The sequence below is a fragment of the Bradyrhizobium sp. IC4060 genome (assembly GCF_020193715.1).
GTDB classification, from domain to species: Bacteria; Pseudomonadota; Alphaproteobacteria; order Rhizobiales; family Xanthobacteraceae; genus Bradyrhizobium; species Bradyrhizobium yuanmingense.
On the sequence record NZ_JADYVJ010000007.1, the window covers coordinates 323,565 to 337,840 of the forward strand.

At 65.2% G+C, this 14,276-nt stretch carries 15 protein-coding genes; 10 read left to right on the plus strand and 5 right to left on the minus strand.

The window, feature by feature from the left end:
• Positions 1-213: 213 nt before the first annotated feature.
• Positions 214-1,248: a uroporphyrinogen decarboxylase gene (gene hemE, locus I6F16_RS23855; protein ID WP_225112435.1), complete on the minus strand. Its 1,035-nt coding sequence runs from the start codon at positions 1,246-1,248 to the stop codon at positions 214-216.
• A gap of 106 nt (positions 1,249-1,354) precedes the next feature.
• On the opposite strand from hemE, the gene I6F16_RS23860 reads away from it, so the two are divergent.
• Together I6F16_RS23860 and I6F16_RS23865 are read left to right on the plus strand one after the other, a co-directional pair.
• Positions 1,355-1,570 carry a hypothetical protein gene (locus I6F16_RS23860; RefSeq protein WP_036013926.1) on the plus strand — a complete coding sequence of 72 codons (216 nt, stop codon included), beginning with the start codon at positions 1,355-1,357 and terminating at the stop codon, positions 1,568-1,570.
• A gap of 174 nt (positions 1,571-1,744) precedes the next feature.
• The gene (locus I6F16_RS23865) at positions 1,745-3,646 is read left to right on the plus strand and encodes a diguanylate cyclase (protein WP_225112436.1); all 1,902 of its coding nucleotides are present in this window, start codon (positions 1,745-1,747) and stop codon (positions 3,644-3,646) included.
• 6 nt (positions 3,647-3,652) lie between these two features.
• Here the strand turns inward: I6F16_RS23865 and I6F16_RS23870 are convergent, their stop codons facing one another.
• Both I6F16_RS23870 and I6F16_RS23875 read right to left on the minus strand, forming a co-directional pair.
• On the minus strand, positions 3,653-3,871 hold the full coding sequence (locus tag I6F16_RS23870; protein ID WP_036024763.1) for a SlyX family protein: 219 nt from the start codon (positions 3,869-3,871) through the stop codon (positions 3,653-3,655).
• A complete protein-coding gene (locus tag I6F16_RS23875; protein ID WP_225112437.1) occupies positions 3,861-4,628 on the minus strand; it encodes a rhodanese-related sulfurtransferase in 768 nt (255 codons plus the stop codon). The genes I6F16_RS23870 and I6F16_RS23875 overlap by 11 nt, the downstream gene beginning before the upstream one ends.
• Positions 4,629-4,822: 194 nt before the next feature.
• Here I6F16_RS23875 and ggt point away from each other — a divergent pair, with 194 nt between their 5' ends.
• The 5 genes from ggt to I6F16_RS23900 all read left to right on the plus strand — a co-directional run bounded on the left by ggt (position 4,823) and on the right by I6F16_RS23900 (position 11,032).
• On the plus strand, positions 4,823-6,409 hold the full coding sequence (gene ggt / locus I6F16_RS23880; RefSeq protein WP_225112438.1) for a gamma-glutamyltransferase: 1,587 nt from the start codon (positions 4,823-4,825) through the stop codon (positions 6,407-6,409).
• A 166-nt stretch (positions 6,410-6,575) separates the two neighbouring features.
• Positions 6,576-7,190 (plus strand): (2Fe-2S)-binding protein, encoded by a 615-nt coding sequence (locus tag I6F16_RS23885; RefSeq protein ID WP_109145029.1) that lies wholly within the window; start codon positions 6,576-6,578, stop codon positions 7,188-7,190.
• Between the two features lie 4 nt (positions 7,191-7,194).
• On the plus strand, positions 7,195-8,211 hold the full coding sequence (locus tag I6F16_RS23890; protein WP_225112439.1) for a xanthine dehydrogenase family protein subunit M: 1,017 nt from the start codon (positions 7,195-7,197) through the stop codon (positions 8,209-8,211).
• Between the two features lie 2 nt (positions 8,212-8,213).
• On the plus strand, positions 8,214-10,505 hold the full coding sequence (locus tag I6F16_RS23895) for a xanthine dehydrogenase family protein molybdopterin-binding subunit (RefSeq protein WP_225112440.1): 2,292 nt from the start codon (positions 8,214-8,216) through the stop codon (positions 10,503-10,505).
• A gap of 62 nt (positions 10,506-10,567) precedes the next feature.
• Positions 10,568-11,032: an FKBP-type peptidyl-prolyl cis-trans isomerase gene (locus I6F16_RS23900; protein WP_036024769.1), complete on the plus strand. Its 465-nt coding sequence runs from the start codon at positions 10,568-10,570 to the stop codon at positions 11,030-11,032.
• Between the two features lie 208 nt (positions 11,033-11,240).
• On the opposite strand, the gene I6F16_RS23905 is transcribed toward I6F16_RS23900, so the two are convergent.
• Positions 11,241-11,459 (minus strand): CsbD family protein, encoded by a 219-nt coding sequence (locus I6F16_RS23905; protein WP_036013900.1) that lies wholly within the window; start codon positions 11,457-11,459, stop codon positions 11,241-11,243.
• Between the two features lie 128 nt (positions 11,460-11,587).
• Here I6F16_RS23905 and I6F16_RS23910 point away from each other — a divergent pair, with 128 nt between their 5' ends.
• The 3 genes from I6F16_RS23910 (at position 11,588) to I6F16_RS23920 (ending at position 13,154) form a co-directional block, all read left to right on the plus strand.
• A complete protein-coding gene (locus I6F16_RS23910) occupies positions 11,588-12,106 on the plus strand; it encodes a cupin domain-containing protein (protein WP_036024770.1) in 519 nt (172 codons plus the stop codon).
• A gap of 96 nt (positions 12,107-12,202) precedes the next feature.
• A complete protein-coding gene (locus I6F16_RS23915) occupies positions 12,203-12,631 on the plus strand; it encodes a VOC family protein (RefSeq protein ID WP_225112441.1) in 429 nt (142 codons plus the stop codon).
• 34 nt (positions 12,632-12,665) lie between these two features.
• The gene (locus I6F16_RS23920; protein WP_225112442.1) at positions 12,666-13,154 is read left to right on the plus strand and encodes a VOC family protein; all 489 of its coding nucleotides are present in this window, start codon (positions 12,666-12,668) and stop codon (positions 13,152-13,154) included.
• 160 nt (positions 13,155-13,314) lie between these two features.
• Here I6F16_RS23920 and I6F16_RS23925 read toward each other — a convergent pair.
• Positions 13,315-14,276: hypothetical protein (locus I6F16_RS23925; protein WP_225174046.1), on the minus strand; the 962-nt coding region annotated here is incomplete at its 5' end.

Consider the following 14,276-nt stretch of genomic DNA (forward strand, 5'->3'; position numbering starts at 1 on the left):
GACAAGTCAAAACGCACGGGCGAGTCATGCCCGCCTAATATTTTCAACGACTTGCCTACTGTGCATGGGGTTGTTTTTCGCACTTTTTGCAAGACCCGATCACAACGGCTCGTCATGCCCGGGCTTGTCCCGGGCATCCACGTTCTTCGCGTCGCATGGCAAGGCGTGCATGGCCGGGACAAGCCCGGCCATGACGACGTGGATAGACGGCCCTCACCCCCGCACGCGCCGGATCATCTGCTCGACATGGGCGATCGGCGTCTCCGGCTGGATGCCGTGGCCGAGGTTGAAGATCAGCCGCCCGGCAGCAAAATTGGCCAGCACGTTGTCGACCGCGCCATCGAGCGCGGCGCCGCCCGTGATCAGCACCAGTGGATCGAGGTTGCCCTGCACCGCGACCTTGCTCTGCACCCGCTCGCGGATGAAGGCGGGCTCCGCGGTCCAGTCGATGCTGACGGCATTGACGCCGGTCGCTTCGACATAGCCGGGCAGTTGCGCGCCCGCACCGCGCGGGAAGCCGATGATCTTCGCGTCCGGCACTTTGGCCCTTACGCCCTCGATGATGCGCCGCGTCGGCTCGACCGACCAGCGCGCGAACTCGGTCGGCGGCAGCACGCCGGCCCAGGTGTCGAAGATCTGCAACGCGTCGGCCCCGGCGTCGAGCTGTGCCAGCAGATACTGAATAGAGTTGTCGACCAGGACGTCGATGATCTGCGAAAAAGCTTCCGGATGCCGGTACGCCATCATCCGGGCCGGCGCCTGGTCCGGCGTGCCGTGGCCTGCGACCATGTAGGTCGCCACCGTCCACGGTGCGCCGCAGAAGCCGATCAGCGCGGTCTTGGGATCGAGCGCGCCGCGCACGATCTTCAACGCGTCGAACACCGGCTTGAGCTTGCCGAAATCTGCGTGCGGCGCCAGCGTCGCCACCTTGGCCGGATCGTCCAGCGGCTCGAGCCGCGGGCCCTCGCCGACCTCGAACCGCACCGAGCGTCCGAGCGCGTAAGGGATCACCAGGATGTCGGAGAAGATGATCGCCGCATCGAAACCGAACCTTCGGATCGGCTGCAGCGTCACCTCGGCGGCAAGCTCCGGGTTGAAGCAGAGGTCGAGGAAGCCGCCCGCCTTGGCGCGCACCTCGCGATATTCGGGCAGGTAGCGGCCGGCCTGGCGCATCATCCACATGGGCGGGACGGTCTGGCGCTGGCCGGAGAGGACGTCGATGAATGGTTTCGTCGAAGACTGGGGCACGAATGGTCCTGAAGCAAGTTGTGCTTCCTGATACACCGCCGCGGCCCGCAGCGGAACAGGGGAACCTGGATGATCGGGCCGCGTTGACCAGCCAATGGAGGAGATCATGGCTGAGACATTCAATCCCGCGCCGCACGACAAGCACGCCGAAGACCTGCGCGAGGCGCTCGCTGCCGATCGGCAGTCCAAGCTCGACGACGGGCTGAGGGACACGTTCCCAGCGTCCGATCCCGTGAGCGTGGCGCAGCCGACGCCCTCGAAGGCCGACGCCGATGCCGAGCATCCTTCGCTCTGGGCCAAGGTCAAGGCCATCTTCAGCTAGCGGCGGCGGGCGCCGGATTCCGATCGGCCCGCTAATGTCTTGTTAGCGATGCACCGATCGCCGCGTCCGTAAGACTACTGGAAAGGGCGGAAACCGCCGCGTAGTCCGGTAGCCATTTCAGAATTAAATAACAGAAGCGGCAGAGGTTTCCGAACGATCGGAGAACCCTGCCACATGAGCGCTACCCAACGAGCCGGATGGAGCCGCCTGCCGCTGCGCGCGGCGGCCTTCGTGGCGCTGACCTGCGCGACGATCCTCGGCGTCAGCGGTTGGCGTGAATGGACGGCACGCGATGCGGTGCTCAAGGCCGCCGAGATGGAGATGGCGAACGTGGCCCGTTCGCTGACCCAGCATGCCGAAGACAGCCTCGATCTCCTGGATTCTGGTGTCGTCGGCGTGGTCAGCCGGTTGGAGATGGACGGCACCGCACCGGTCACGATCGCGAAGCTGCGCACCTTGCTGGATGTGCGCAAGAAGGCGATCGCGCGCATTCACAGCCTCGCCATCATCGACGATCAGGGCAACTGGCTGACCTCACCCGGTACGATCGGCACGACCTTCAGCGACGATGCCTTCTTCCGACATCACCAGCTCTCGCCGAAGCGCGAGGCCCATGTCGGCCGTCCCGTGAAGAGCCTGCTGGACGGCGAATGGGTCGTCACCCTGTCACGCCGCTTCAGCAAGCAGGACGGCAGCTTCGGCGGCGTGGTGCTCGCGACCATCAGCTCGAACTATCTGTCGCACTTCTACAAGCAGTTCGAGATCGGCCGCAACAGCTCCGTGTCACTTGCGCATGGCGACGGACTGATCGTCGCGCGCAATCCCAGCAACGAGACATTCGTCGGGCGCAGCGTCGCCGACAAGCCGTTGTTCCGCGAGCCGAGCCTGCAACGGCCGAGCGGCGCCCATCATTTCACCTCGTCGCTGGACGGTGTCGAACGCGTCAGCTTCTTCAATCGCAGCGGTCGGTTCCCGCTCCTCCTGCTCGCCACCGTCGACAAGGACGAGCTGCTCGCGCCGTGGCGCGCGGCGGCGATCTCCCGCATGCTCTACGTGTTCGCGCTGGTGATGCTGATCGCGGTCATCGGCGGCGTGCTGGTGCGGCAGTTGCAGCGCGGCCAGCGCATGGCTGTCGCGCTGACCGAGACGGAGGCGCATTTCCGCCTGCTCGCCGAAGGCTCCAGCGACATGGTGACGCGGATCGGCCTTGATGAGCGACTGCGTTATGTCTCGCCCTCGTCGGTCCGCATCGTCGGCTGGCGTCCCAATCAACTGGTCGGTTCGCCGGCCCTCGCGGGTATCAATCCGGAGGACCTGCCGGAAGTCCAGGCGATCGTCGACGCGATGAAGCGCGGTGAGAAGGAGGAGGCGCGTCTCACCTACCGCAACTCGCATCGGCAGAACGGCGAGATCTGGCTCGAATCGACCATGCGGGTGACGCGCAAGGACAATGGCCAGGTCGATGGCGTGGTCGCGATCTCCCGCGACATCACCGAGCACAAGAGGCTGGAAACCAGGCTCGAGACGCTGGCGATCGAGGACAGCCTCACCGGCCTTGCCAATCGCCGCCGCTTCGACGAGCGCCTGAAGGAGGAATGGGCGCGTGCCTATCGCGACCGCTCAAGCCTTGCTTTGCTGATGATCGATGTCGACCACTTCAAGGCCTACAACGACGAATATGGCCATCCTGCGGGCGATGCCTGCCTGCGCCTGATCGCCAAGATCATCGCGGCCGAAGCGCAGCGCGCCGGCGATCTGGCGGCGCGTTACGGCGGTGAGGAATTCGCCATGCTGCTGCCGAACATCGATGCCGCCGGCTGCGCCCGGATCGGCGAACGGATCCGCAACGCCATTCACGAGGCCGGCCTCGCGCATGGCAGCAATGAGGCGGCTGGATGCGTCACCGCTTCGCTTGGCGGCGCAGCCTGCCGGCCGGCGTTCGAACGAACCGCGGGGGTCGCTGCGCTGGTCGAAGCTGCCGACCGGGCGCTCTATGCCGCCAAGGCCGCAGGCCGCAACCTCCTGGTGATGTCCGGCGAGGTCATGGATCTGCTGCCCAAGGCGTCCGGCCAGTAACACCGTTCAGTAATGCGGCGGAGGCTCGTTGGCAGGCCCTGGCGCATTTGCCTCGGCGTCCTGCAGCCGAGCATTAAGCTCGGTGATCTGCCGCGTCAGCCTGTCGATCTGCTTCCACTGCGCGGTGATGGTCTGGTTCAACGTCTCGATCGTATCGTCCTGATAGGCGAGGCGCGTCTCCAGCGTGTCGATGCGCTCACTCAGCGTCTTGATCTCATTCGTCACGCGTTACGTCCTTGTTTCGCTCGCGCAAGCCGTGGCCGAGCGCCACGCGCTCGTCGAACACGAAGCATTCGCCGCGCCAGCGGCTCTCCGCCTCCGGCACGTCTTCCAGATATCTCAGGATGCCGCCCTTGAGGTGATAGACCCCGCCAAAGCCGCGCGCGAGCAGATGCGCGCTCGCCTTCTCGCAGCGGATGCCGCCGGTGCAGAACATCGCGATCCTGCGGTGCCGTGCCGGATCGAGCTGCTCGGCGGCAAAGTCCTTGAACTGGCCGAAGCTCTTGATGCCGGGATCGAGCGCGCCCTCGAACGTGCCCATCGCGACCTCGAAGGCGTTGCGGGTATCGAGCACGAGGGTATCGGGTGCTGCGATCAGCGCGTTCCATTCGTGCGGATCGACATAGGTGCCGACCTGACGCGTCGGATCGGCGGCCGCATCGCCCAGGGTGACGATCTCCTTCTTCAGCCGCACCTTCAGCCGTCCGAACGGCATCGCCTCCGCGGCGGAGAATTTCAATTCGAGATTGTCGAGCCTGCCGCCGAACATGTCGCCGCGTGCGAGCTCGTGAGCGAAGGCCTTGATCGCCTCCGGTGCGCCGGCGACCGTGCCGTTGATGCCCTCCTGCGCCAGCAACACGCTGCCCTTCAGCCCAAGGCCGGCGCAGCAGGCGCGCAGCGGCTCGCGCAGCTCGCGGTAATCCGGGAGGGCGACGAATTGATAGAAGGCGCAGACCTTGTAAGGCGTATTGCTCGACGTCATGGACGCTCGTTTAGCAGGCGGCTCGCGCCCGGAAAACCCGCATCGCAAGAGCCTGCAAAAGGTCCATACGCCCAGCGGATAGCAGCCATTTTCCTGGTATGCCAGCATTGCCCCACGGGGCGGGAATGTGTCATGTAGACGCGGTTTTCGAGATGGCGCCAACCGCGCCGACGGCCAAGAGAGCAAGACATTCGATGAGAAACTTCCATTTCCCCGGCAGGTCCACGGTCCACGCCACCAACGCGATGGTGGCGACCTCGCATCCGCAGGCCTCGCTCGCCGCGATCGAGGTGCTGCGCGAGGGCGGCACCGCGGTGGACGCGGCGGTTGCCGGCTCGGCCCTGCTCGGCGTGATCGAGCCGCAATCGACCGGCATCGGCGGTGATTGCTTTGCGCTGATCCAGCCGCGGGGCGAGGGCAAGATCGTCGCCTATAACGGCTCCGGCCGCGCGCCAAAGGCGGCGAATGCCGACTGGTATCTCGAACGCAAGATCAATTCCGTGCCGCTCACCTCGGCGCATGCGGTCTCGATCCCTGGCGTGATCGATGCCTTCGCGACCGTCTTGCGCGATCACGGCAAGTTCGGTTTCGACCGGCTGCTCCAGCCCGCGATCAAGGCGGCCGAGGAGGGCTACGTCGTCGCGCCCCGCATTGCCTTCGATTGGAAGAACCAGTTCGAGAAGCTGAAGAACGGTACCAACACCGTGCGCTATTTGTTGCCGGGCGGCCAGCCGCCGGTCGCCGGCGACGTCATTCGCCAGGCCGAGCTCGGCAAGACGCTGCGCGCGATCGCCAGGGACGGCCGCGACGCGTTCTACAAGGGCGAGATCGCGGAGGACATGGTCGAGACCCTCAGGGGCATCGGCGGCCTGCACACGCTCGACGATTTCGCCGCGCACACCACCGAAGTGACCACGCCGATCGGCACCATGTACAAGGGCTATGACGTCTGGCAGTGCCCGCCGAACGGCCCGGGCGTCACCGCGCTGTTGATGCTCAACATCCTGTCGCGGTTCGATCTGACCAAGTACGCGCCCGTGAGCGTCGAGCGCTTCCATCTCGAAGCGGAAGCGGCACGCATCGCCTACATGAACCGCGAGATGCATGTCGCCTCGCCTGCGCACATGAAGATCAACGTCGCCGAGATGCTCGAGAAGGGCTTTGCCGACGAGTACATCAGCAAGATCCGCCTGGACGGCATGCTCGACCTGCCGAACGTCGCGCCGCCGATGAATCCCTCGACCATCTACATCACGGTCGTGGACAAGGACCGCAACGTCTGCTCGTTCATCAATTCGGTTGCGCATTCCTTCGGCTCGGCGATCGTCTCGAACAAGACCGGTGTCCTGTTCCAGAACCGCGCCGGCGGCTTCCGAATCCAGCCGGGCCATCCCAATTGCATCGAAGGCGGCAAGCGCCCGCTGCACACGATCATGCCGGGCCTGCTCACCAAGGGCGGTCGTTCCACGATGTCGTTCGCGGTCATGGGCGGCCAGTACCAGCCGACGGGCCAGACTCATCTCCTGACCAACATCCTCGACTACGGCTGCGACGTGCAGGAGGCGATCGACATGCCGCGCGGCCTGCACTACGAGGGACAGTATCAGCTCGAGGACAGCGTGCCGGCGGCCGTCGTCGAGGGCCTGAAGAAGCTCGGCCACAAGACCACCAGCGTGGTCGGCCCGCTCGGCGGTGCCCAGGCGATCTGGATCGATTGGGACAAGGGTACGCTCACCGGCGGCTCCGATCCGCGCAAGGACGGCTGCGCGCTGGGTTATTGATCGCCGGCGCAGTTCCCCACGCGAGATCAGGAAAAGTTGACGAAGGGCGGCGCGGCATTTGCTGCGCCGCCCTTCTCTCATCGGAACTGCGCCCATTGCTCCAGGTTAAGGGGCGATGAGCGGTGCAGGCGTGCGCTGCTTTGCAGATCAGCGGCGGAGGCCTGCCATGCCCGACAAACCAGGTTCCAGATCATCCGGATTCGACCGGCGCGCCTTCATGACCGGCGCGGCGGGCAGCGCGCTGATCCCGATCACGGCGCGCGCGGCGTCGGAGGATGCCCGGGCGCCGGCCGCGCAGGATCCGTCGCTTCCCGTCGAGGTCACGCTGAACGTCAACGGCAAGGACAAGCGCCTGAGCATCGATGCGCGCACCACGGTGCTCGATGCCTTGCGCGAACATCTCAAGCTCACCGGCAGCAAGAAGGGCTGCGATCACGGCCAGTGCGGCGCCTGCACGGTGCTGATCGACGATCGCCGTGTGCTGTCGTGCCTGACGCTGGCACTCGCCGCCGAGGGACAGGAGATCACGACCATCGAAGGCCTCGCCACTGACGACCGCCTGCATCCGATGCAGCAGGCCTTCATCGACAACGATGCGTTCCAGTGCGGCTATTGCACGCCCGGCCAGATCATGTCGGCGATCGCGTGCGTGAAGGAGGGCCATGCCGGCAGCGAGGCCGACATCCGCGAATATATGAGCGGCAACATCTGCCGCTGCGCAGCCTATCCCAACATTGTCGCCGCCGTGAAGCAGGCCGCGCCCGAGATCATGAAAGGTTAGGCGCATGCGACCGTTTTCGTATCAAAGGGCATCAGATCCCGACATGGCCGTGCAGGCGCTCGGCGTCGCCGCAGCTGCAAACAATCCGCTGACGAAGGCGGCGGCGCAGCCGCTTGCCGGCGGCACCACCCTGATCGATCTGATGAAGCTCGACGTGATGCGACCCACCGCGATCGTCGACATCAATCCGCTGGCCCCCGCCTGGTCGGCGATCGCGCCAGGCGGCGACGGCTTGCGCCTCGGCGCGCTCGCCAAGATGTCCGACGTCGCCGCGCACGCCGAGATCCAGCGCAGCTATCCCGTGATCGCGGATTCGCTGAAGCTCGCCGCGAGCGCCCAGCTGCGCAACATGGCAACGCTCGGCGGCAACGTGATGCAGCGGACGCGCTGCAACTACTTCCGCGATGTCTCCTATGAGAACTGCAACAAGCGCAATCCAGGCTCCGGCTGTGCCGCAATGGACGGCGTTAACCGCATGCATGCGGTGCTCGGGACCTCCGATCAGTGCATCGCGACGTATCCTGGCGATTTCGCGCAGGCGCTGATCGCGCTCGATGCCATGGTCGAGATCACCGGCAAGGCCGGTACGCGCAGCATGCCGTTCGCGCAGCTTCACAGGGCACCAGGCAGCACGCCCGACATCGAGACTGCGCTTCAGCCCGGCGAGCTGATCTCGGCGTTCTCGATCTCCGGCCGCTGGCCACGCTCCGTGTATTTGAAGGCCCGCGACCGGCAATCCTACGAATTCGCGCTGTCGTCAGCCGCGATCGCGCTCAACGTCCAAGACGGCACGATCCGCGACGCGCGCGTCGCGCTCGGTGGCGTCGCCACCGTACCGTGGCGGGCGCGTGAGGCCGAGGCGCTGTTGAAGGGACAGAGGTTCGACGAAGCTCTGGCACAGCGCGTCGCCGATGCAGCTTTCGCAGACGCCCGCGGGCGCCGGCACAACAGCTTCAAGATTGCGCTCGGCAAGCGTGTCGTGGCACGCGCGCTCCAGCAGGCCGTAACGATGGAGATCTGACCATGACCGCTGCAGCTCCCGGGCCAAGGACGAATATGGGGCAGCCCGTGCCGCGCTATGATGCGGCCGCAAAGGTGACGGGGCGGGCGACCTATGCCTCGGACATGCCGCTGGACAATCCAGCCTACGCGTTCCTGGTCACCAGCGCCATCGCCAAGGGCCGCATCGACCGCTTCGACCTCGACGATGCCAAGCGCGTCCGCGGCGTGATCGACATCGTCACGCACGAGAACGCCCCGAAGCTGAAGGAGTCGAAACTGTACAGCAATGGCGGCTATGCCGGCACCACGATCCAGCCGTTGAAATCGGCCGAGATCGCCCATGACGGCCAGATCATCGCCGTGGTGGTGGCGGAGAGTTACGAGGCCGCGCGCGAAGCGGCCAACCGCGTCAAGGTCAGCTATAGCGCTGCTACGCCCAGCGCGACTTTCGATTCGCCGGGGACGACGACAGCCGCCGCGAAAGGACAAAACTCGCAGTTCAAGGAAGACCCGAAGGTGGGGGATTTCGCCAAGGCGTTCGACGCGGCCGAGGTCAAGCTGACCGCCTCCTACGAGACGCCGACGCAGCATCACAATCCGCTGGAGCTGTTCACGACCAGCTGCACCTGGATGGGCGACAATCTCGTCATCTACGAGGGCAGCCAGTATGTCCATGGCCTGAAGCACGGCGTGGCCGAGCAGCTCGGCATCGACGCCGACAAGGTGCGCGTGGTCAATCCCTATGTCGGCGGCGGATTCGGCTCGCGAGGTTCGATGACGCCGCGCACCGCCATCATCGCCGCCATGGCCAGGCGCCTGAACCGTCCGATCAAGCTGGTCCCGACCCGCGACCAGGGCTTCACCATTACCACTCATCGAGCCGAGACCCGTCACGAGATCAAGCTTGGTGCGAGCCGCGACGGCAGGCTGGTCGCCTTGAGGCATGAGGGGGCCGAAGTCTCCTCGCGCCCCGACGCCTATTGCGTCGGCGGCACCAAGACCACCACGCGGCTCTATGCCTGTCCGAACGTGGACAGCCTGGTCTCGATCGTGCGTGCCGATCGCAACACGCCGGGCTTCATGCGCTCGCCCCCGGAGGTGCCGTATCTGTTCGCGCTGGAGAGCGCGCTGGACGAGCTCGCCGTGAAGCTGAACATGGATCCGGTGGAGCTTCGCCGTATCAACGACGCCACCAGGGATCCGATTGATGGCAAGCCCTACACGTCGCGATCGCTCATGGCGTGCTTCGACGAAGCCGCCAAGGCGTTCGGCTGGTCGCAGCGCTCGCCACAGCCGAAATCGATGTCGGATGGCGACTGGTTGATCGGCTACGGCTGCGCCGCCACGTGCTATCCGACGCTGGCGGGACCGTCCGCCGCGCGCGTGCGCCTGCAGCGCGACGGCCGCACGCGCGTCGAGATCGCCGGCCATGAGATCGGGACCGGCGCCTACACCGTCATCGCCCAGACGGCTGCCGAGCGGCTCGGCGTGCCCCTTGAGAAGGTGGCGGTCTTCATGGGCGATAGCGACCTGCCGCCCGCGCCGGTTGCCGGCGGCTCCAATTCCACTGCCAGCACCTGCTCGGCCGTGATGATGGTGTGCGACCAGATCCGACAGCGCCTGTTCAAGGCGCTGATGCCCAGCGACAGCCTTGCCGACAAGGCCAAGGAGACCGTCGGCATCAGCCCGGCACCCTCGACCCAGGCCGCCAAGAGCGATCGCTCGCTCGATATCGAGAAGGCGTTCGATGCGCTCGGCGTCGGCGTGGTCGAAGAATATGGCGAGTGGAAGCCGGAGGGCGCGCCGCTGGATTCCTTCAGGGCCATGCACAGCGGGCAGGTCCGGCTGGTCGGCGGCCATCAAATGAAGGACCAGATCGCCTATGCGTTCGGCGCCGAGTTTGTCGAGGTCCGCATCAATCGCTTCACGCACGAGATCCGCTGCCCCCGCCTGGTCGGCGCCTTCGCGGCAGGCAGGATCATGAATCCGCGCACCGCGCGCAGCCAGCTCATGGGTGGCCTGATCTGGGGCATGTCCTCGGCGCTGCTCGAGGCCACCGAGATCGATGAGCGCAATGCGCGCTACGTCAACGACAATCTTGCCGATTACCTCGTGCCCGTGAATGCCGATGTGCCCGGTGTCGAGGTCATTCTGCTCTCCGAGGAGGATGATCGCATCAACCCCGTCGGCGTGAAGGGCCTCGGCGAGCTTGGCAATGTCGGCACCAATGCTGCGATCTGCAATGCGGTCTACCATGCCACGGGACAGCGTATCCGCAGGCTGCCGGTTCGGCTCGAAGATATCGAGCTCTAAAGGGGGTGGAAACGGCGACCGCCTTGGGTTAGACACCTCCCGCCTCAAACGGAAGGTGTTTTATGCAGCGTTTCCAGCGCGCGCTCCTCGCCCTGATGTCGGCACTCGCGATCACCGTGATCGCCAACGTGTCGCATTTCGTTTCCACAACGGCCTCGGCCCAGACCGCAGGAAAGACCATGACCACAGCTTCAGGCTTGCAGATCATCGACTCCACCGTCGGCACCGGCGCCTCGCCGCAGCCCGGCCAGATCTGCGTGATGCACTACACCGGCTGGCTCTATGAGAACGGCCAGAAGGGCAAGAAATTCGACAGCTCCGTCGATCGCAAGGAGCCGTTCGAGTTTCCGATCGGCAAGGGCCGCGTCATCGCCGGCTGGGACGAGGGCGTTGCCTCGATGAAGGTCGGCGGCAAGCGCACGCTGATCATCCCGCCGCAGCTCGGCTACGGCGCCCGCGGTGCCGGCGGCGTGATACCGCCGAATGCGACGCTGATGTTCGACGTGGAATTGCTCGCGGTGAAGTGACTGACGTCTCTACATCGTCATGCCCGGGCTCGTCCCGCCTGCGCGGCCGAAGCCGCTTCGGCGAGGCGAAGGCTCAGGCATCCACGATCTTCGTGCCGTGCGGTCTAGACGTGGATGGCCGGGTCAAGCCCGGCCATGACGGATGAAATCGATACAAGTAAAAAGACCGGCCTTAGGGCCGGTCTTTTCACTTTCAATCTTACGCGCGTCACTCCGCCGCGCGGCGAGCCGCAGCGGCGGCGCGATCCATCGCATCCTTCGCGGCGTCCTTGGCATCGCCCATGGCCTGCTGGCCCTTGCCCTTCACTTCCTGCACCACGCCCTCGCCTTTCATGCGATCGGATCCGGTGGCTTCACCGACGCCCTGCTTGGCCTTGCCGATCGCCTCGTTGGCGGTGCCCTTGATCTTGTCGGTCGTGCTGCCCATGGAAATCTCCTTTCGATTTGCTTGGAATGACAACGCTGGGCGGCTATGAGGGTTCCGATTTTGGCATGGCTTGCGGCTGCGGCTTTGGGTTAGTTTGGCGCGCACGGAACCAACAGAAAGCAAGTCCCATGACCGGCCCTGACCATTCGCATTCCCACCATGACCATGGTCATCATCATGATGACCGCTGGAAACATGACGGCGTGCGGGTCATTCCCGGCAATCAGCTCGATACCAACGTGCCGTCGACAGCGGGCATGGACCGTGCGGCCGCGATCAATTTCGCCCGCGTCGGCGCCCAGAAATTGTGGGCGGGCACCGTCAGCATCAAGCCGGATGCCAAGACCGGCGCGCATCACCACGGCCATCTCGAAAGCGTCATCTATGTCGTGAAGGGCAAGGCGCGCATGCGCTGGGGCGAGAGCCTGCAATTCACCGCGGAAGCCGGCCCCGGCGACTTCATTTTCGTCCCGCCCTACGTGCCGCACCAGGAGATCAACGCCAGCCCCGACGAGGTGCTGGAATGCGTGCTGGTGCGCAGCGACGGCGAGGCGGTGGCCATCAACCTCGACATCGAACCGGTCGAGAAGCCCGAGACCGTGCTGTGGATCGACCCGGTGCACCGGGATCCCAACGAGAAGAAGTAAGGCCCCGCAGTCGGGGTCCGAAAAATTTGTCGGAAGTGATGTCGGATGGCGGCCTGGCCATCCGTCCTTGGCCAGAACCCCGCCAAGGAGCTTCCGATGCCCAAGATGATCTTCGTCAACCTGCCGGTGACCGACCTCAAGCGCGCGACTGCCTTCTATGAGGCGGTCGGCGCGGTCAAGAACCCGCAATTCAGCGACGAGACCGCGAGCTGCATGGTCTTTTCCGAGACCATCTTCGCCATGCTGCTGACCCACGACAAATTCCGCCAGTTCACGCCGAAGCCGATCGCGGACGCCAGGACCTCGAACCAAGCGTTGTTCTGCCTGTCCGCGGACAGCCGCAGCGAGGTCGATGACATCGTTGGCAGGGCGGAGGCTGCAGGAGGCGTTGCCGATCCCAGCCCGAAGGACGAATACGGCTTCATGTACGGCCGCAGCTTCGAGGATCCGGACGGCCACATGTGGGGCGTGAACTGGATGGACCTTTCAGCCGCCCCTCTGCAGCCCGACCTGGCGAACGCCTGAGCCGAAACAGCAGACCTCAAGAGGAGCATTCACCATGTCCAAGCTCGTGCCCTGCATGTGGTTCAACGGCGATGCCGAGGACGCTGCAAAATTCTACGTCTCGCTGGTCCCGAATTCGGCGATCACACACGTTCAGCGCAACGTTTCGGACGGCCCCTCCGGCAAGGAAGGCTCCGTGCTCGTCGTCGAGTTCACCGTGGCCGGACAGAAGCTGGTCGCGCTCAATGGCGGCATGAAGATGGAATACACCCACGCCATTTCGCTGATGATTCATTGCGACGACCAGGCAGAGGTCGACAGTGTCTGGAACGCGTTCCTCGCCCATGGCGGCAAGGCGGAGCAGTGCGGCTGGCTGAGAGATCGCTGGGGCGTGGCCTGGCAGATCGTGCCAAAGGTGATGTTCGAGTTCCTGTCGAGCCCGGACAAGGCCGCAGCCGCGCGCGCGATGCACGCGATGATGAAGATGGTCAAGCTGGATGTCGAGGTGTTGCGGCGCGCGTTCGAGGGCAAGTCGGCGGCGTGAGGGCAGGTCGCTCTCGCCACATACTCACTGTCATCGCCCGGCTTGACCGGGCGATCCAGTACTCCGAGACGGCAGTGATTAAACCGATGGGCCGCGGCGTACTGGATGCCCCCGGTCAAGCCGGGGCATGACAGCGGAATGTGAGGCGGGATTCTCGCCGCTAATAGTTGATCCGCAGCCCCACGCCGCCGTGGATCGTGTTGCCGACCGGCTGCGGGCCCAGCGTGCCGTTGGCGAAGAGGTCCACGATCCAGCCCTTCTGCACGCGGAAACCGAGGCGGCCGCCATATTCGAACCAGCCCTGGTTACCCATGGTCGGCACCACCGTGCCCTGGCCGGTCACTGTGGCGACGATGCCGCTGTGGCTGGCGAAGGACTGCACCCAGCCGCCATTGATGTTGGTCTCGATGCTGCTGCCGAACAGATGCGTCCACTGGCCGCCGATCTTGACGAGGCTGGTGCGGTCGGTGCCATCAGCGATGCTGGCGTCGAACGGATTGAACGCCACCGCGCTGTCGCGATAGCCGGAGACGCGTTGCCAGAGCTGCCAGACCTCGATCGAGGCCGCGACCTCGTCGCGCGGCGAGAGGCGGCTCATCCAGCCGGCGCGGCCGTAAACGGCGTAGTTGGACGCGTTGGTCGAGCTCGTCACGGTCACCGGCCCGAGGCTGGTGTCGTAGCTGCGCGTGTAGCGCGCCTTCTCCCATGGCGTCAGGATCGCGCCGACGTCGAAGAACGGGCGCGACGAGCCCCAGTCGGTGAAGTCGTAGCGCAGCGCGAAAGCGCCGATCGGTGCGCTCGTGATCTTGTAGCCGCCCTCGTTGTAATGCGTGTAGGCAATGCCGGCGAGCAGCGACAGATTGTTGGTCAGCTGCTTGCGGCCGTGGATGCCGGCCGAGAATGAGCCGGCCGAGCCGAACGCGCTGATGCAGTCGCCGCAATTGATCTGCTCGTTGACGCCGAGCAGCACGGTGCCGAGCACCCGGTTGGTGATCATCTGATTGAAGCGCTGATTGGCAAGGCCGCCGATCGAATTGCCGCTGGAATCCGCGCCCGTCGGTCCCGACGGCGACGGAGCCGGGCTCGGTGAAGGCGACGGATAGGGGCTGGGCGATGGGGAGG